This is a genomic window from Myxacorys sp. (assembly GCF_059501405.1).
This window is the reverse complement of sequence record NZ_JCACCM010000050.1, coordinates 33,185-51,011: the sequence shown is the minus strand read 5'-3', so window position 1 is coordinate 51,011 and position 17,827 is coordinate 33,185. Positions and strand designations below refer to the sequence as shown.

The 17,827-nt window shown below is 47.9% G+C and carries 12 protein-coding genes; 3 read left to right on the top strand and 9 right to left on the bottom strand.

The annotated features are described in order from the left end of the window. Positions 1 to 100: 100 nt before the first annotated feature. Both AC5I6P_RS05110 and AC5I6P_RS05105 read left to right on the top strand, forming a co-directional pair. Positions 101 to 448 (top strand): cupin domain-containing protein, encoded by a 348-nt coding sequence (locus AC5I6P_RS05110; RefSeq protein WP_495692679.1) that lies wholly within the window; start codon positions 101 to 103, stop codon positions 446 to 448. Between the two features lie 137 nt (positions 449 to 585). Then, entirely contained in the window at positions 586 to 2,208 is a 1,623-nt protein-coding gene (locus AC5I6P_RS05105) for a CocE/NonD family hydrolase (protein ID WP_495692678.1), read from the top strand. A gap of 179 nt (positions 2,209 to 2,387) precedes the next feature. Here AC5I6P_RS05105 and AC5I6P_RS05100 read toward each other — a convergent pair whose 3' ends face one another. The 7 genes from AC5I6P_RS05100 to AC5I6P_RS05070 all read right to left on the bottom strand — a co-directional run bounded on the left by AC5I6P_RS05100 (position 2,388) and on the right by AC5I6P_RS05070 (position 14,364). After that, entirely contained in the window at positions 2,388 to 4,697 is a 2,310-nt protein-coding gene (locus AC5I6P_RS05100) for a hybrid sensor histidine kinase/response regulator (RefSeq protein WP_495692677.1), read from the bottom strand. A gap of 3 nt (positions 4,698 to 4,700) precedes the next feature. Further along, on the bottom strand, positions 4,701 to 5,123 hold the full coding sequence (locus tag AC5I6P_RS05095) for a response regulator (protein WP_495692676.1): 423 nt from the start codon (positions 5,121 to 5,123) through the stop codon (positions 4,701 to 4,703). After that, positions 5,120 to 8,617 carry a PAS domain-containing protein gene (locus AC5I6P_RS05090; RefSeq protein ID WP_495692675.1) on the bottom strand — a complete coding sequence of 1,166 codons (3,498 nt, stop codon included), beginning with the start codon at positions 8,615 to 8,617 and terminating at the stop codon, positions 5,120 to 5,122. The genes AC5I6P_RS05095 and AC5I6P_RS05090 overlap by 4 nt, the downstream gene beginning before the upstream one ends. A 557-nt stretch (positions 8,618 to 9,174) precedes the next feature. Further along, complete coding sequence (locus tag AC5I6P_RS05085) at positions 9,175 to 9,480, bottom strand: hypothetical protein (RefSeq protein ID WP_495692674.1); 306 nt, start codon at positions 9,478 to 9,480, stop codon at positions 9,175 to 9,177. A gap of 330 nt (positions 9,481 to 9,810) precedes the next feature. Continuing rightward, entirely contained in the window at positions 9,811 to 10,140 is a 330-nt protein-coding gene (locus tag AC5I6P_RS05080; protein WP_495692673.1) for a hypothetical protein, read from the bottom strand. Between the two features lie 368 nt (positions 10,141 to 10,508). Continuing rightward, the gene (locus AC5I6P_RS05075; protein WP_495692672.1) at positions 10,509 to 11,036 is read right to left on the bottom strand and encodes a dihydrofolate reductase family protein; all 528 of its coding nucleotides are present in this window, start codon (positions 11,034 to 11,036) and stop codon (positions 10,509 to 10,511) included. Between the two features lie 196 nt (positions 11,037 to 11,232). After that, positions 11,233 to 14,364: a GAF domain-containing protein gene (locus AC5I6P_RS05070; RefSeq protein WP_495692671.1), complete on the bottom strand. Its 3,132-nt coding sequence runs from the start codon at positions 14,362 to 14,364 to the stop codon at positions 11,233 to 11,235. An 802-nt stretch (positions 14,365 to 15,166) separates the two neighbouring features. Between AC5I6P_RS05070 and AC5I6P_RS05065 the strand changes: the two genes are divergently transcribed. Next, positions 15,167 to 16,465: an ATP-grasp domain-containing protein gene (locus AC5I6P_RS05065; RefSeq protein ID WP_495692670.1), complete on the top strand. Its 1,299-nt coding sequence runs from the start codon at positions 15,167 to 15,169 to the stop codon at positions 16,463 to 16,465. Positions 16,466 to 16,621: 156 nt separating this feature from the next. Here the strand turns inward: AC5I6P_RS05065 and AC5I6P_RS05060 are convergent, their stop codons facing one another. Together AC5I6P_RS05060 and AC5I6P_RS05055 are read right to left on the bottom strand one after the other, a co-directional pair. Beyond that, a complete protein-coding gene (locus tag AC5I6P_RS05060) occupies positions 16,622 to 17,224 on the bottom strand; it encodes a transglutaminase-like domain-containing protein (RefSeq protein WP_495692669.1) in 603 nt (200 codons plus the stop codon). Between the two features lie 51 nt (positions 17,225 to 17,275). Further along, positions 17,276 to 17,815: an opioid growth factor receptor-related protein gene (locus tag AC5I6P_RS05055; protein ID WP_495692668.1), complete on the bottom strand. Its 540-nt coding sequence runs from the start codon at positions 17,813 to 17,815 to the stop codon at positions 17,276 to 17,278. Between the last annotated feature and the right edge of the window lie 12 nt (positions 17,816 to 17,827).

Here is a 17,827-nt window from a genome sequence, read left to right as displayed (position 1 = left end):
AATTCACCGTCCTCACTAGCTTTCCAGCTTCTTAGTTTTGTCAGTCAAGCAGGAGTAGTGAGTTAGAAGTAGTGAATTAGAAGTAGTTGAGGGCACGGCGATGGATGATGAATGCTGCGTAATTCCGGTGATCAAATCTCCTCGCGATTATCAAGTTTATCGCATTAGTCCTCACGACACGAATCGATTAGCGATCGTATTTGATCCCGCGATCGCGAACTTCTCCCTCACCGTTTGTGTCGAGATTTTCGACATTGACGGCAAGACGCCGCCCAATCGTCATCAGCGTGCGATCGAAATGTTTTTCGTACTGAAAGGCGAAGGGGTTGCTAACTGCGACGGCAAAGAAGTGCCCATTCGTCCTGGGGATAGTTTGCTCGTTCCGGCAACTGGAATTCACGAAATTCGCAATGTCGGTTCAGAGCGCTCTACACGTTGTGTATCATGATTCCAAACGAAGATTTTGCGGAATTGATTCGCAGTGGCATTCCGGCAGAACTCGACGCCGAAGACTTAGCCGTTTTGCAACGCGCCCCACTGCCGCAGCTCGTGACGTAATTCGCAGTCGAAAAACCGCTTCAACGCATGATGACAACCCTTTCCATGTTGACCCGCGATCTCGTCCGGCTCGATGCAGATGTGTATTATCCCGACAGGTATCATCCCAACCGTGAGGGTGAGTTTCCGGTGCTGTTGATGCGGCAACCGTATGGACGCGCGATCGCATCGACAGTTGTCTATGCTCATCCAACGTGGTACGCAGCGCAAGGATACATTGTCGTCATTCAAGATGTGCGCGGACGAGGCACATCAGCAGGAGAATTTAAGCTGTTTGAACATGAGATCGAGGACGGTTTCGATGCGGTCAATTGGGCAGCGAATCTGCCGGGAAGCTCTGGCGTTGTGGGAATGTACGGGTTTTCTTATCAGGGAATGACTCAACTCTATGCGGCTGTCAACCGGCCTCCCGCGCTCAAAGCGCTCTGCCCTGCCATGTTGGCAGGTGATCTGTACCACGATTGGGCGTATGAAGGCGGCGCATTCTGTTGGTTTGCCAATTTGGCGTGGGCAATTCAACTTGCGGCTGAAACGGCTCGACTCAAAGGAGATGAGGTCGCCTTTTTAAAATTCTCGAATGCGGCTCGCATTCTTCCACTCTACGATCCAATTCCAACTCGTCCGCAACTAATGCAGGAGTTGGCGCACTACGATTCGTTCTATCAGACTTGGCTCGATCATCCCGACCCTGAAGATGACTATTGGAAGCGATTATCACCGCTGACTTATTTAGAAAACTTTGATTTGCCGATGCTGCATATCGGAGGCTGGTTTGATACTTATATGCGCGGCACATTGAACTTCTACAAAGCAATGAAGCAACCCGCGCAACACTTGATCGTGGGTGCGTGGGCGCATTTACCGTGGGGTCGTAAAGTTGGCGCGATCGATTATGGGGCAGAAGCAGTGAGCAAGTGCGATCGCGCTCAAGTCCGATGGTTTGATCAGTTTCTCAAAGGCATAGATACTGGGCTTCTAGACGAACCTCCGATCAAGCTATTTGAAATGGGCAGCAACCAATGGCGATCCTATTCTGAGTTTCCGTCAGATGCTGCTCAAGCTTTTTACCTCAGCAGTAGCGGACTTGCTGGGATTGACGAAACGGATGGTTCTCTCGTTTCCACACCCCAGACGCTTTCTCCTGCTGATATCATCGTTCACGATCCGTGGCGACCTGTCCCCGCTTCAGGCGGTCATGCTACTTACCCGTGTGGTTCCTTCGATCGTTCCTCGCTCGATTGTCGGAGTGATATTCTCACGTACACATCTAAACCGTTAACGGAAGTGTTGCATTTGGCTGGAGAACTCTTAGTTGAGTTAGAGTGCAGTGCCGATCAGCCAAGTTTTGATATCTGTGCGGTATTGTCGGAAGTGAAACCGAATGGTGGTGTCTATAACTTCTCTCAGGGATATGTGAGGGTTGGTCCTCGCCCCCAGCCCCACAGAGAGAGGGGCGAGGTGAGAATTGTGCTTCAGCCGACTTGCATTCAGATTCAGATTGGGAGTGCAATTCGATTGAGTTTGAGCGGGGCATGTTTTCCGGCCTATCCTGTCAATTCGGGAACGGCAGAAGTGAGCAGAATGGCGGCTCAAATTATTACGATCGCAGTTTATAGCGGACGTATCACTAGCGGACATGTAACTCATTGACTGTTCCTGTATCCAACGTTGCAGCAGAGGGTGAAATAGTCGAAGACGCTTTGTTTGCTCAATTCTGGTTTGTTCAAGTTTTGATGACGCAATGACTCTGAAACTCGTTTTGCGGCTTCGGCAACCACTAATAAGTGTTTAATCAAATAAGCGTTTAATTAAAAGAATTAAGTGCCTAATCAAGACAAGCTCTCATCCAACAATCGTTGAGGATGCTGAGTTTCGAGCGGTAGCTGGATAGTAAAGCAGATGGTAGAGTCAGCACTTTTAACCCCAATTGAACCATTTAGGTGTTCAATCAGACGTTTTACCAGTGCTAACCCTAGTCCGGTTCCACCATGTTCCCAGCGATCGACACTGGTAACGCGGTAAAACTTCTCAAATAAGTGTGGTAATGCTTCGGGTGGTAATTTCACGCCTGAGTTGCTGACTTGAATTTGTAGAGTTCTATCGTTTACCTGGGCTGTAACCGTGATCTGCTCATGGGGTGGCGTATATTTGCAGGCATTGTGGAGTAACTCCATGAGAATGCGTTTAAACCCAGGTAAATCCGTTGTAATGATTGGCAAGTCTGGGGGTAAATGGAGATGCAGACTCTGTTGCTGTTTTTGAGCGCGGGCTTCAAAGGGTTCTGCGATAAATGGCAGCCAATAATTCAGATCAACGCTTTCTAACTCTAGAGATTGTACCCCCGCTTCCAATCGCTGCAAGTCAAGCAAGTCATTGATCAAGGTCAGTTCTTGGGTGCATCCCTCTTCGAGGATCTGAAGGTAACGGGTTAAGCGTTCGTCATGAACCTGCTGTTGATTGAGGGTCAACTGCACCATCCGAATTGCCATTTTGATATTCGCCAGCGGCGATCGCAGTTCATGGGAAACCGTACTGAGAAAGTCATCTTTCAGTTGACTAAGCTCCTCTAAAGCCCTCACCTGTGTCTGAGCGGCTTGATACAAGTGAGATTGGCGGAGGGCGATCGCCGTTTGGATACTAATTTGTTGTAGCAGGCTGGTTTCCCAGGCCTGCCACTCGCGAGAGCCACTATTTTGGTAAGTCGCAAGTAATCCCCAGAGCTGACCGTCTAGAAAAATGGGCGCGATCGCATAGGCTCTAACCTGAAACTGCTCCAATAAATCGATATGACACTGGCTGTACCCAACCGTATAAATATCATTGACGGCAAAGGGTTCATTATTTCGATACCTGCCGCCCTGTCTTTCTTGCAAATAGGTATCTTCCCATAGAGTCTTAATACCTTCCCCCACCAAAGGTACCCATCCCTCCGCCACTGACTCTGCCACAAAATGACCGCTCCAATCTGGAGAAAATTGGTAGATAGTAACCCGATCCGCGTGCAGCGTCCGGCGGGTTTCGTTAAGCACTGTTGCCAGAATTTCCTCTAGGTCTAGCGATCGGTGAATATTTTGGATAATCACTCGCAGCAGGCGTTCTTGTTCTGCCTGGTGTTGCAGGGCTTGAGTCCGCTCTTGCACCCGTTGTTCGAGTTCCTGGTTGAGTTTTTGCAGAGCGGCTTCTGCTCGCTGACGTTCTGCTAGCTCCAGTTGGGTCTGTCGATAAAGATCAGCTTGATGGATGGCTAGCGCAACTTGGTCAGCCAGTTGTTTCAATAACTGGATCTCGTCCTCAGACCACTGTCGGGGCTGATCGCACTGGTGGGCAATCAGCAGTCCCCATAGCCCCGTAGAGTGAAGGATGGGCACGACCAAATTTGCTCGCACCTGAAACTGTCTGAGGAAATCGGCATAACAAGGCTCGATGCTGCCATCGTCAATGTCCGAAACCGTCCGGACTTGTCCATGCACATACTGCTCAATGTACGTCGATTGCAAACAGGGATCATAGATGTTTTGTCCTAGAATGGCTTGGCAACTCACATCCACCGACTCTTGCGCAACATAGCCCCGTTCAGCCGAATTGATCTTAAACAAGAGGACTCGATCGGTCTGCAAGACTTGGCGCACTTCAGTCACGGTCGTGGTCAAAATCTCATTTAGATCGAGCGATCGCCGAATGCGTTCCGTCACCATCCTGATCAATTGCTCTCGCGCGGCAGTGCGACGTAATCGAATTTCCGCTTGTGTTCGCTCTGCCCGGATTTGAGCCTCTCGCACTTCCCGCCGCACAGCCTCTGGCAACCGAGCCAGATTATCTTTCATCAGATAATCATGAGCACCCGCTTTCATCATGGCGACCGCTGCTGCTTCACCGATCGTGCCCGACACCACAATAAAAGGAAGATCGCGCTGACTTTGCCGGACAACCTCCAGTGCTTCAGGTGCATCGCATCCGGGTAAGCGATAATCTGAAATCACCACATCCCAAGGGCGATTAGCCAGGGCAGCACGGAGCGTTTCCGCCGTTTGCACCCGTTCCCAGATTAAGTTAAAATCACCCCGACGCAGTTCTCGCAGCACGAGCAGAGCGTCATCCTCTGAATCTTCAACTATCAAGACAGTCAAGGGTTCGCGCATGGATCACAACCCTCCAGGTAATGGTTCGTTGAGGAGTATCCAATACAGCCCCAGTTGGCGCACCGCCTCAGTGAATTGGTCAATCCCAACGGGCTTTCGCACATAGCTATTGGCCCCGAGGCTATAACTCTCCACGATATCGCAATCTTCACTGGAGGAGGTTAAAACCACTATAGGCAAAAAGCGAGTTTTGTCGCTGGCTCGAATTTGCCGTAAGACTTCTAAGCCATCAACTTTGGGCAGCTTTAAATCCAGAAGTACTACACTTGGTAGTGCTTCTAGACCAAAAATCAGATTTAAAGCTTCTTCCCCATTTCGAGCCACAAGAATTTCATTGGCAATGTTGCCACGGCGGAGAGCCCGAATGGTGAGACGTTCATCATCAGGATTATCCTCGACCAGTAAGATGGGACGCGCAGAAGTCATAGTTTAGGTCTTGTCCTGATGGATGGATTGGGTAGTGTGAAGTAAATTGTGGCTCCCTGCTCCACAGCGGCTTCTGCCCAAACACGACCGCCATGCCGATGAATGCTCCGTTGCACGGTGGCTAAGCCAATGCCCGTACCCGGAAATTCATCTGTGTTGTGCAAGCGTTGAAAGACTCCAAACAGCATGGAGGAATAGGTCATATCAAAGCCTGCTCCATCATCGCGGACAAAATAGACAGATTGCCCATCTTGGTTGAGGATGCCAAATTCGATCTGTGCGGAGGAATGATGGCTAGTAAACTTCCAGGCATTTTGCAATAGATTGCTAATCACAACGCGCATCAAGGTGAGGTCAGCATAAACGATCGCGTCAGGTGCGATCGCGCACTCAACCTGCCGTTCTGGCTCTGAGGCTTTCAATTCCTGCATCTGCTCTTGAACCAGCGCACTGAGGTTGACAGTCGTATACCGCATTTCAGAGCGCGACACGCGAGAGAGGCGCAACAGGTCATCAATTAGCATTCCCATTCGTTGCACGTTACGCCGGATGCGATCGAAGTAGTCTTTGCCCTCGTCATCAATTAGCTCTCCATAGTCTTCTAGCAATGCTTTGCTGAAGCCGTCGATCGCTCTCAAGGGCGATCGCAAATCGTGAGACACCGAGTAGGCAAAGGCTTCTAACTCGCGGTTAGACGCTTTTAGCTGCGCCGTGGTTTGCAGGAGTTGTTCTTCGGCTTGTTTGCGATCGGTAATGTCTCGCACCATGCACAGCACCTGCTGCTCTCCGCACATCATCAGCCGGGCTTCTTCATCTCGGATTTCGCCTTCAATGTCAAGTTGATACTCATACACTTGCAGTTCCTGGGTTTGCAGGGCCTGCTCCACATAATGCATGCGTTCTTTCGCCCGCTCATAAGGAAGAACATCATAGATATTGATCCCTATCATTTCTGACAACGGTTTGAGCAATTTGATACTTTTGCCGCTGCCGAGGGCATCGAGATACGTGCCATCGCGATCAATCCAGATCAGTAAATCAGGAATGGCGCTAATCAAGGCACGATTGGTTGCCTCACTCTGACGTAAAGCGGCTTCAGCTTGTTTGCGTTCAGTAATATCGAGCACTGTGCCCGTGAGCTGAAGCACTTGCCCTGCGGCATTCAAGCTTGGTTCTCCCTTGGCTTGCACATGTACCAACGTGCCATCAGGACGATAAGCGCGGCACTCAAGTTCGTAGGGCTGGGCAGTTGCGATCGCCGTTTCTACCGTTTGTTGGTGCACGTCGCGATCGTCGGGGTGAAATAGCTGCTGAATTTCCTCAAAGCTGGGTGGTCCAGCGGATGCATCGCGCCCAAAAATCCGGAACACCTGGTCTGACCAGGTCACCTTTTCGGTGGGCAGATCCCATTCCCAACTGCCTAGGTTGCCAATGCGTTGAGCCAGTTTCAAATGGGCATCACTCTTTTGGAGTTGGGCTTCAGCTTGCTTCAGTTTTGTGATGTCAACATGACAGCCAATCACTCGCAAGGGTTGCCCGGCTGCATCCCAGTCAATCACTTGCCCGACGCAGATGATCCAAATCGTCGATCCATTTTTATGGTGATAGCGCACCTCGCTGTAGTAGGGCACTTCCCCACGACTTTGCACATGGCGGTCGAAACACTCCAGCACGGCGGGTAAATCTTCCGCAAAGATCAGGCTTTGCCAAGTTTCTGGTACATTGGGCAACTCATGATCTTCATAGCCAAACATGCGCTTCAAGCCAGGACTCATATAATTCCAATGGTTAGGAATATTCCAATCCCAGTATCCTGCCAGGCTGATGTCGAGAAGGGTTTCCAGCAAGGTAAACTCTAGACGCAGTTTCTCGGCCTGTAACCGCGCTGCTTCGGCTTTTTTACGGTCGGTAATGTCGGTATGGGTGCCCAACATTCGCAGAGGGTTGCCTGCTTCATCCCAGGCAACAATTTTGCCTAGCGAGAGGATCCATTTCCAGTCTCCATTACACGTGTGCTGTCGAAATTCCACCGCATAGTCGGAGATTTCACCCTGCACATAGGCGCGATAGATATTGGCAACAGCTTCACTGTCGTCGGGGTGAAGCCGCTCAATCCATTTGGCATTCGTTTCCTCAAAAGTCGTCGGATCGTAGCCTAGCATAGTGGCATATTCAGGGTTAACGATGGCTTCTCCGGTTTGAATATTGAGATCGTAAAGCCCCTGGTTAGCGGCTTTTAAGGCAAGGCGAAGGCGCTCTTCACTGACTCTCAGCGACTCTTGGGTCGCTTTGAGAGCAGTAATTTCTGTGGCAACACCATCAATGCGGCAGGGTTCCCCGTTTGTGTCATAAATGAGCTGACACTGGTCTTGTAACCAGCGGATTTGACCATCCGCCGCAATAATGCGATATTCCAGAGTTGTGCTGCCGGTTTGTTGCCGTTCGTCCATTCCAGCCGTCACTACTGCTTGATCGTAGGGGTGGATCATCTCAAACCAGAGGTTAGAGTTTGCTAAAAACTCCGATATTGAACGACCATAGATTCCTTCTACTGTCGGACTAAGATAGAGCAGTTCTGAAGTCTTTACATCGCGAGACCAGACAATGCCTTTAACAGAATTGAGAATGCTTTCAACCCGCTGTTCCTGCTCCCGTAGGGCAGCTTCGACAGCTTTGCGCTCAGTAATATCTCTAGAGATGCAGAGGATCGACTCCATCGTCTGCTGATCAGACAACTCAGGAGCGATCGCCATTTCAAACGAACGAATTCCCTTAAGGGTGGGTGCTGTAAACTCAATCACCTGTTTTTGTCCGGTTTTCAAAAGCGCTGTCGCAGCGGCCTCCCAAGTGGTGACCATGGCCTCATCCATACCTAGGTCGCGACAGGTTTTGCCTAAAAAGACTTCTGTGGAAATCCCAGTAATTTCGGTGAGGACTGGACTGACGTAGAGATGGCGCAGTTGCAAATCAAACCGTTCAATGATGTCGGGAGAATTTTCTACGAGGGCTTGGTATCGCTGTTGTGACTCAACTAGAGCGGCTTCAGTAGCTTTGCGATCAGCTTCATTGCATTTATGCTCACTGATTTCTAATTCCACGTTGGCAGCTTTTAACTGGCGGCTGCTGGATAGGGTCAATGCTTGGGGAATTGCAGAAATCAACGCTGAAGCTGTCATTAAGGAGATGGCAGCGGTAACAGACTTCAGTGCCCCGGAAGCCCAATAGAGCGGGTGCCAGAGCGTCCAAATCTCTACGGCGTGCGTCAGCCCCGAGGTAACAATAAAAACCCCGAACAGTTGGAGAGCGGAGGAGTAGGGTAAGTCTCGACGTTGACGCACAAAATAGATTAGCGCCAAGAAAATAGAAAAGCAGGCTAAAGCTGTCAGTCCATCAGATAACGCATGGAGCCACACCAGCCCAGGTTCCCAGAGATAGCAATGCTCATGAGGATTAACTGTCAAATTACCAAGATTGCTGTGAAGTACTGTTAACATGCTCTGCTCCCCAATCACCACTGTCAGATCATTGCTGGCGCTGCAAATGCGTTCTGTTGCTTGCTAATTAACAGATTGCCCAATCGGAAACTCTTCAGATGATATGCAACTAGTAAGACAGAATGATTTCACAAAATAAAGATTGACCCCATGGAGCAACGTTAAGGTATTGCAAGAAGTTGCTGATATGAAGATGAGTTACGCTCCACAGCTAATTGAGTATCAAGTCCATATTAAGGGTTTGAAGTTGATACAGTGGTTGTGGATACAATATTTATGGATAGAAGCGATCGCACTCTTAAATCAAGTCAATCTGATTCAACCAAATCGCTTGCTAATTGAATCATGGCTCTATGGTTTCTGCGGAGTTGAGCCTCGCGCGAAGCGTTCAAATAGAAGCCTTGGCAGCCTATCAAACTCGTTTTGGGCGTAATGGTTGAATACTTAAAATTTAAAATAGATGTAAGGTGCATGAAATTTACTAGATTTCATGCACCCGAATCATCCTTAATACTGCTGAGCAGAGAAATTGCTGGTTTTAACTTTTCAAACGGAGACTAAAAAGGGATTTCTGGGGTTGTAACAGCAACGCCACCACCGTAGACGTCATACGTAACATCTGTGGTTTGAGACACTTTGATTTGCATTCTGGCGCGTGCGATCGAGCCAGTCCCAACTGATAATTTTTTGTAGTTTGAGCCGTTGAGAGTTTGTTGTTGACGATCGAATCCTAAAAAACCTACGCCATACCGAACTTTGATTGAAGCACCGACAGGAAGTTTGAAAAAGGCAGTTCCATTGGCGTTCCAAAAGCTTTCAACGGTTCTCCAATCTCCTGCTTCAATCCGCTTGCTGCGAATCATAAATCTATTCTCCTTATTGTTGCGATATTATTGCGATTAAAAGATGGTTGCGATTAAAAGCGACAAGCAACGTCGAACCCAGCGCTGAGACTTTCTGCTCATCCACCGCATTGCAAGGGCCAGCCCAGATTTCTTACCCGCCTTTCAACTCATTCCTCATAATCCATGCGCTGGTTTGCCTTTGCCTCAATTCAATAGGATGTTGAGAAATGCCAGACTGTTGACTTGAGGATTTTACCAGAGGCTATACAGCACAAAGCTTAGAAGCCACTTTTGAAAGTAGTCAATGAAAATAGTAGTAAGAAATCTGGGGTTAACCGCACGTCAATGTTAGGGTCTCACGTCATAGGTAAGGACGTAGTCGGCACCATCCAGTGTGAAACTGGCGGTGGAGTTTTCTACCGGAGTATCCCGAATGACAACAGTACCGAGATGATCGTTGTAGTCGGGCCAGCGTCCCAAGTCTAGATCCCATAATTTAACCTTGGAGCGGACGGTGAACGGGAGTTCCTCGTTGATCTCGAAGACCTCTCCGTTGTTCATGTTCTGTCGGTAAGTTTTGCGACCGGCGTTGGTAAACACTTCCATCAGACATTCATCTGAGCCGAAGGTGTCTTCGGTCTCATTGCAGGTAAGGGATTTGAGGAATAGAAATGCCATTGTATTTCTCCTAATTCTGACAGGGGAGTTTTTGTAATATTGAGTGACCCTTACCAATCCAGTCGATATCATGAAAACAATCGAATGCTGTGAGCCCGTAGTGTGTGGTTCTTCAGACATTCAATGAATGTGATAGCGCTTTGGTTGTGACTTCAGGTAACTTCTTGTCTTTCAACTCTAAAAAATCCTAGTCAATAAGGCAGTACTCGATCGGGTACTTTTCGCATCGTTAAATAATCTTCCGCTTGCTCCCCTGCAGATCACTTGAAGGCCAACGGCTAAGATAGAGAGACGGCAGCTAAAGCTTCTTAAACGCCTGCTTCATCGACTTGTTGCTTGCGATCGCTCTTCAAGAAATCTCTCATTATTTACCGTTTCTTGTAACGTAGTTCTACAGCACCCGACGCATAAGATGTTGTCTTGACCAAATTTAGCTTCTGTTCTGGCACGGCTTGATAAAGAGAAATTCCTGCTCCCAAAATAATCGGAATTAACGTCAGGATATACTCATCAATTAACCCCTGTGCCATAAACAACGATGCAACTTTGCCACCCCCAACAATCCAGATTCTTTTAAAGCCTTTGCGTTTTACATCTTCTGAAATCGCTTTAACATCACTGACAAACACTACGTCATTACGGTTTGTAGATAAATTGCGATTCGTCAAAACATATGAGAGTTTATCAGGATATGGCCAATCCCCAAACCCTACAACCTGCTCATAGGTAGCGGATCCCATGACCAAAGCATCGATCGTCTTGTAGAAAGCTATATATCCGTTATCCTCGCCATTTGTCTCAAACGAGGTCAGCCACTCGATACTGCCATCTGAACTCGCAATGTATCCGTCTAGAGTTGTTGCCAGATACAGAATGAACTTTGCATCGTTTTCCATCTTCAACCTCTGTTAAGTCAAGGTTTTGATACTAAAGCTTAACAGGTCAACTCCAAACTACCGTCACAACCTAATTATCGAAACAAGCTAACGCCTAAGATGAGCAGCGGTAGGTGACACCGCTGCCGAGTGCAAAATTATTAAACTGCTGATCAATTTGTTAACTGGGAGTATCTGGCTAGCTTGATTTAGACGCCTAGCTGCCTAGTGGCTGGTGGATCGGTAGCTCAACAACAAATTCAGCACCCATACCTGGTGTCGAGTGGCAGTAGATCTTACCATTGTGCTTTTCTGTCACGATTTGGTAGCTAATCGAAAGCCCCAGCCCTGTTCCTTTTCCAGTAATTTTTGTGGTAAAGAACGGGTCAAACAACTTAGACAGAACGCTTTCATCGATGCCCAATCCATTGTCTGAAACCCGAATCGACACCCAATCTTGATCGATAACGGATGTGGAAATTCGGATTTCGCCAGGAGACGCTGCAAGGGTGCTCGGTGGTTGCTTTGCATTCCGTTCTTCAACTGCATGGATTGCATTCGACAGCAAGTTCATGAAGACCTGATTCAGTTGGCCTGGGTAACATTCCACTGTCGGGAGCGCGTCGTAGTCTTTGATCACTTGAATCGTCGGACTATCGGCGGTAGGTTTCAAGCGATGCTGCAAAATCATCAACGTACTATCAATCCCCTCGTGAATGTCAACCGACTTAAACTCGGCTTCATCCAACCGCGAGAAGTTTCGTAAAGACATGACAATATCGCGAATCCGCTCTGTCCCTACGGTCATCGATTGAAACAGTTTGGGCAGGTCTTCGATAGTAAAGTCTAAGTCCGCATTCTGCCAATGCTGTTGAATCTGCGGTGCCGGATCAGAGTAATGCTGTCGATATAGATTTACACAATGCAGTAACTCGTGGATATACTGCTCAGCATGTTCTAAGTTGCCATAAATAAAATTAACTGGATTGTTAATTTCGTGGGCAATTCCTGCGACTAATTGCCCCAAACTTGCCATCTTTTCGGCATGAATGATTTGGAGTTGAGCAGCGCGGAGTTCTCTAAGGGCTTGGGCCAGTTGATCTGCCTCTTCGCGCGTTTGACCGAGCAAACTCGACTGGTGGAAGAGACTGGCTTGAAGCAGTGCCACGTTGATTTGGGCAGCCACCTGGGTGACAAATTCTAGTTCGGTTTCTTCCCACTCGCGGGTTTTGCTGCATTGGTGAATGCATAGGAGCCCCCAGAGGGTGTCGCCTTCCATCAGGGGAACGGTGATTTGTGCCTTGACCTGAAACCACTCAATCACGTCGAAATACGGAAGCTTGGCTCCAAGCTTAGTCGTATCAGAAATAACTTGTGCTGTCCTTTGAGAAAACTGGCTCATATGCTGCTGACCAAAGCGATCGTGCACCTTTGTATTGAGAGCAGAATCCAAGTTAGGCAGCACGTCTTCTGCAATGAATTCCCCACTGCAATATCCAGAATCCGGCTCAAAGCGAAGAATCCCGACGCGATCGACGTCTAGCACTCGCCGGACTTCTGCGAGCGCTGGCTTGACGATTGGCTCCCAATTAAACGACTCCCGAATCTTGACGACTAAATCAAACAAGATCCGGCGTTGTTCAGCAGCTTGGTGCAGTTCATCGGCGCGAATTTGGGTTTGCATTAACAAATCAGAACTTTGCAGGGCAACCCCGAGTTGACTCGCGACTTGTGCTAAAAATTCCACTTCCACAGCGTCCCAGTGGCGAGTTCCAGAATGCTGATAGGCGGCTAGAAGTCCCCAAAGATTGCGCCCTACGAAAATGGGCGTGAGGGCATAGGCGCGGATCTTAAATTGCTCTAGAATGTCAAGATGGCAGCGCGAGTGACCAACTTGGTAAATGTTGCTGACGGCAAAAGATTCATTATTTCGATAGCGTCCCCCTTTTGTTTCCTGTAAATGAGTGTCTTGCCAGACCAAGTTTTCTCCAAACGGATTGATACTGTCCCACTGGGGTTCGACCATGCCAAAATTGCTGATAAATTCTCCGCTCCAATCGTCATTAAAGCGGTAGACGGCAATCCGCTCAACACGCAACAGGTTGCAAACCTCTTGGCAAGTCATTTTCAAGATCAAATTAATGTCGAGCGAGGAGCGAATTTTTCCGACGACTTCGGTGAGAGCGCGTTGGCGGGCGATCGCATCTTGCAACGCGATTGCCTGTTGTCTTGACTGTTCCAAATTCTCGGCTTGCTGAATCGCAACGCCTAATTGTGCTCCAACTTGTTCTAGAAACTCAACCTCGAACGCTTGCCACTGACGGGGGCTAGAGTGCTGATAGGCGGCGACGAGTCCCCAAAGTTTGGTTCCGGTAAAAATGGGAGCAAGGACATAGGCACGAATCTTGAATTGCTCCAGAATGTCAAGATGGCAGCGTGTGTGCCCGGCTTGATAAATGTCTACAACGGCAAAACTTTCGTTGTTGCGGTAGCGCCCTCCCTGAGTTTCTTGTAAGTGCGTATCTTCCCAGGCCAAGTTTTTACCGAAGGGATTCGTCCGATCCCAAAGGGGTTCTACGATGCCAAACTGGCTGACAAACTCACCGCTCCAGTCTTCGTTAAAGCGATACACTGCTGCCCGCTCTAGCTTGAGGAGTTTGCAGAGTTCTTGGCAAGCGGTATCGAGGATGATGTGAGTGTCTACGGAGGAGCGAATATTGCCGACAACTTGAGTCAGGGCACGTTGTCGAGAGATTGCATCTTGCAATTCCACGTTGCGTTGTTCTGCCTGCTTTAAGGTTTCTGCCTGCTGCATTGCGACGCCTAAATGGTTGCCAGCCTGGGCAAGAAAAGTCACTTCATGGGGATGCCATTGCCGAGGTGCGGAGTGCTGATAGGCGGCTAACAGCCCCCACAGTTTCGTGCCAACAAAAATAGGCGCGATCGCATACGCTTGGATCTGAAATTGCTCTAGTACTTCAACATGACAATGAGCGTGCCCTGCCTCATAAATGTCTGCCACTGCGAATGGTTCGTTTTTGCGATAGCGCCCACCTTCGGTTTCTTGGAGATAGGAGTCCTGCCATACCAAATCTTTCCCAAAGGCGCTTAAAGCGTCCCAAGGTGGTTCGGCAAACCCAAATTGATTGATGAAACTGCCGCTCCAATCTGCGTTGAACTGGTAAATTGCAACTCGCTCAATTTGCAGTTGACGACAAATATCTTGGCAGGATGTTGAACAAAGTGACTCTATCGGTACAGATGCACGAATCCTTGCCAAAATTCTTGCCAGAATTTTCTGATACTGAACAGAGAGTCGCAGTTGATTTTGGCATTCCTCAATGGTCATAGGAGTTATGGAGGCACGATAAGACTCCCCATAAAATTCCCTTTTATATCTCCAATGCCTCAAACAGAAATCAGCTACCGCTCCTCTTCGCTCGCCGCAGAAACTTCTCTTAACAAAGAACCTTGATAAGGTCGGTGCAAGCGGGCTGTTAGCTTGCACTCTACCCAACCAACTTACTACTTCTTACTAAAAGCTCCCATTGAGCAGTTGCAGTCGCATTACTGACAAAAGAGAACAACGCTCCTTCGGAGCTTGCGAAGCGATCGTTCTATCCCCATGTCGCCACAATACAGATCCGGTTCCATCACTCCACGCAACAACAGTTTTTGTTCTTGAACAAAGAACTTTAATAACCTATGTTTATTCAGTAAGAACAAAAGTTTCGATTTATGTTATCAATGGGCTAATTTTTGTTCTTACTGTTCGAGCTTTTGTTCTTACTGCCCGAGCTTTTGTTCTTACTGTTTGAGCTTTTGTTCTTACTGCTCGAACTTTTGTAATTTTTCCAGCACAATTACCGAGTAAACTGACATGTCTTCATTCAAGTAATGCAGAAAGATGCGGTTTCTACGATCCCTTAGGTGAGTGTTTAAAGCTTGTGACCGCTAGAGCCAAAGGCAAAGTTTTCTTAAGAAGGTAAGTTCTATCTTTAGTCGCAATCCTGCGGAGCTTGCGAAGCAATTGCTCTCCTCAATTCCTGCCATTAGAGCGATGGAAGGAGCAACATCACTTGGCATTATGGCGCTATTCATCACTATGTTTCCTGAATAACTGGTTGATAGCGATCGCTTCACCTCTTCATATGAACTCGATATCTAATTTTCCATATTTTCAAGGAACCTCGTTTTCGGATCTGTTTGCTCAAGACATAACAGATGCTCACTATGCATTTCTCCTAAACTATCCAGCAACCGCAAGTTGGGCAGCCTACCCTAACACAAACCACTACTTCATCCAGGATGGCAGTAGTGAAGCAACCAAAACATCGTTTGACAAGATTTGTCAAAAAGAACCCTGGAAAAATTTAGCCGTGTTGGGCAATGGTTTACCAGGCATCGTGATTTCCCCAGTGCAAGCTGTGTTACGTGACTATTGGCGAGAGCATTTTGGCTTCCGTGATGACAATCTAAAACTGTTTCACTGCTCAAAGTATCTCGATGAACTCAGCCAAAGCAATCCTCTCGGCAGTTCAGACAGCAGTGGGTTTGATCAGATCATTACCCTATTTCCGTTTGATCATCTCAAGCCTGAGAAACACGCTGTTGATCCAGACGTTCACTATCATCTGCTGAGCAAAGTCACGCTATCCGAACTAGGAGTACAGTGCCCGGCCTATAAAAGCTACGATTTGCGCCAAACGCACATTACAGACATTCCCCTACCCCAAGAGTTTCCTTATTTAATCAAAACATCGCATGGGCTCTCAGGAGAGGGCACTTACATCATCAGAAACGCCAGCGACCTCAACTACTGTCTAGAAGAACTGAGAAAATATCTTGAGATTGAATCGGTAAGGATGATTGTGGTTTCAGAATTCATCAAGAATGCCGTGCAAAACCACTGCGTTCAGTTCTACGTCAACAAAGCAGGAGAAGTTACGCTGATCGGTACAACAGGTCAACTTGTAAATGCAGAAGGCAACTATTTAGGTGGGCTAATTCATTACGATGACACAGATATGAGCAAGTTTTTTGAGATGATCGCCGCGATCGCTCACTATGCTCATCAGCAGGGCTACTTCGGCGTCATTGGGTTTGACGTGCTAGAAGACCGAGACGGAGGGCTTTATGCGATCGATGCTAATTTCCGGGTCAATGGTTCAACGCCGCTTTGCTTGCAGCGTCATACCTTGTTGGGGTTAAACAAAGCAGTGGCGAAGTATTCCACCGACTACCGAATGGATGGAGCGTTAGACTCTGTGTTGGTCAGGCTCAAACCCTATCTCGATCGCAAAGACTTTCTCATTTTGTCTGCCTTGGAAAGGGTCAAATACGGCAAAATCTACACTGAAATTTACGGCATTGTGGCGGGTGAAACGCTTGAAGACATGCAGCAAATTGAGCGCGACTTACAGCATAAGGGCTTGCAGATACTAAGTTAGTCAATGCTCAAGCAATCGTCTGACTTGAGTCAAGAGCAAAAAAGACAAGGCTGCTTTTGAACGGTTTCAAGCGATGACTAAGATGAGGCACATTAGCATTTTCCACACGATCGAATCATCTTTATGGGTCAACGCACGGATCTCGTAATTCATCGCTTATGACACCAAACCATACTGCTTCCATGACTTCAAAGTAACATCTGGAAGATGACGAAGCAGCTCATCCCATGTATTGTGAGCTTGCAAAGTTTCCACAACAATTTGAAGCGGTTCTGAGAAAATGGCTTGGAAGTCTGCCTCTTCAGGAAGCTGAATCTTGAACGCCAATCTTTCTTGGGGTGGTGTGAACTGAGCATCAACACCTCCGCGATTTCCTCTCGCATCAACTCGATGCCAACCAACTTCCGGTAAATAGACTGCGTTGAACCCATGCAAGCTGTAAGGCGTGCCTTTGTCATCAATGCTCAATCGCTGATAGCAAAATCCTGTTGGAATGCCATTTGCTCGTAACAATGCGGCTAATAAATGGCTTTTGGCGTAGCAATAACCCGTCTTGTGTTGAAGTACGTCTGAAGCTCGACAGGTCACAGGGTTCATCTGGTAGTCATAACTGTGATGAATTTCATCTCGAACCCACTCAAAGCAAGCTTTCGCGGTAGCTTCAGAGGTTCGATGGCTTGATGCAATGGTTTGAGCAAGTTTCAAGACTTCTGGATGCTTCCAGTCGATCACTTCATTGGTTTGCAAATATTCTTCCATAGTGGTTGCTAGGCAGACTCGGCCCCAATTCTCTCACAACCGCTCTAGCCTTTATGTTTTAATGGCATTTGTCCAATGCTGAAACGTTTCACCTCCAATCTGATCCCGATTCTCTTTGTAGATCTGCTGCAAGCATTCATACACCGCTTGGGCTTCAGCCTCTAATCCAAACGTCATGAGGCACTTTAGTATCCGAGTAATGCGAAGATAGTTGTGGTCAAACAGACAAATCCATTCGCGTTTACGAATTGGATAGTCTTCCGATCTGCTGATCATTACTTCTCCGCGATCGCGCTCTTGGCGTTGCAATCCATAAAACCGAAGCATAACCGTGAGCGATCGTAGCAAGTTTTGACGGAGGCGTGGATCCTGTTGAAATGCCTGAATCACGGCTTCATCAACAATCGGTGCATTAGCGTTGAAGGCACTCTTCTCAGATAATGGAAATAACCACTGAATGTAATCGTGAGCGCATTCCAACGCTTCAAAATCCCATGCCCAGATCTCTTGGATCGTTCGACCTTCTAAGTCTCGTTGCTCTCCTAAGTAGAATGGCACAAGCCTTGCATTGAGGTGTTTTTCAGAATTCATAGCAACCTATTG

Excerpts from the sequence above, each read along its gene's own strand:
- AC5I6P_RS05065 (WP_495692670.1), top strand. The coding sequence starts at position 15,167 with ATGAACTCGATATCTAATTTTCCATATTTTCAAGGAACCTCGTTTTCG.
- AC5I6P_RS05060 (WP_495692669.1), bottom strand. The coding sequence starts at position 17,224 with ATGGAAGAATATTTGCAAACCAATGAAGTGATCGACTGGAAGCATCCA.
- AC5I6P_RS05070 (WP_495692671.1), bottom strand. The coding sequence starts at position 14,364 with ATGACCATTGAGGAATGCCAAAATCAACTGCGACTCTCTGTTCAGTAT.
- AC5I6P_RS05090 (WP_495692675.1), bottom strand. The coding sequence starts at position 8,617 with ATGTTAACAGTACTTCACAGCAATCTTGGTAATTTGACAGTTAATCCT.
- AC5I6P_RS05095 (WP_495692676.1), bottom strand. The coding sequence starts at position 5,123 with ATGACTTCTGCGCGTCCCATCTTACTGGTCGAGGATAATCCTGATGAT.
- AC5I6P_RS05080 (WP_495692673.1), bottom strand. The coding sequence starts at position 10,140 with ATGGCATTTCTATTCCTCAAATCCCTTACCTGCAATGAGACCGAAGAC.
- AC5I6P_RS05085 (WP_495692674.1), bottom strand. The coding sequence starts at position 9,480 with ATGATTCGCAGCAAGCGGATTGAAGCAGGAGATTGGAGAACCGTTGAA.
- AC5I6P_RS05100 (WP_495692677.1), bottom strand. The coding sequence starts at position 4,697 with ATGCGCGAACCCTTGACTGTCTTGATAGTTGAAGATTCAGAGGATGAC.
- AC5I6P_RS05055 (WP_495692668.1), bottom strand. The coding sequence starts at position 17,815 with ATGAATTCTGAAAAACACCTCAATGCAAGGCTTGTGCCATTCTACTTA.
- AC5I6P_RS05110 (WP_495692679.1), top strand. The coding sequence starts at position 101 with ATGGATGATGAATGCTGCGTAATTCCGGTGATCAAATCTCCTCGCGAT.
- AC5I6P_RS05075 (WP_495692672.1), bottom strand. The coding sequence starts at position 11,036 with ATGGAAAACGATGCAAAGTTCATTCTGTATCTGGCAACAACTCTAGAC.
- AC5I6P_RS05105 (WP_495692678.1), top strand. The coding sequence starts at position 586 with ATGATGACAACCCTTTCCATGTTGACCCGCGATCTCGTCCGGCTCGAT.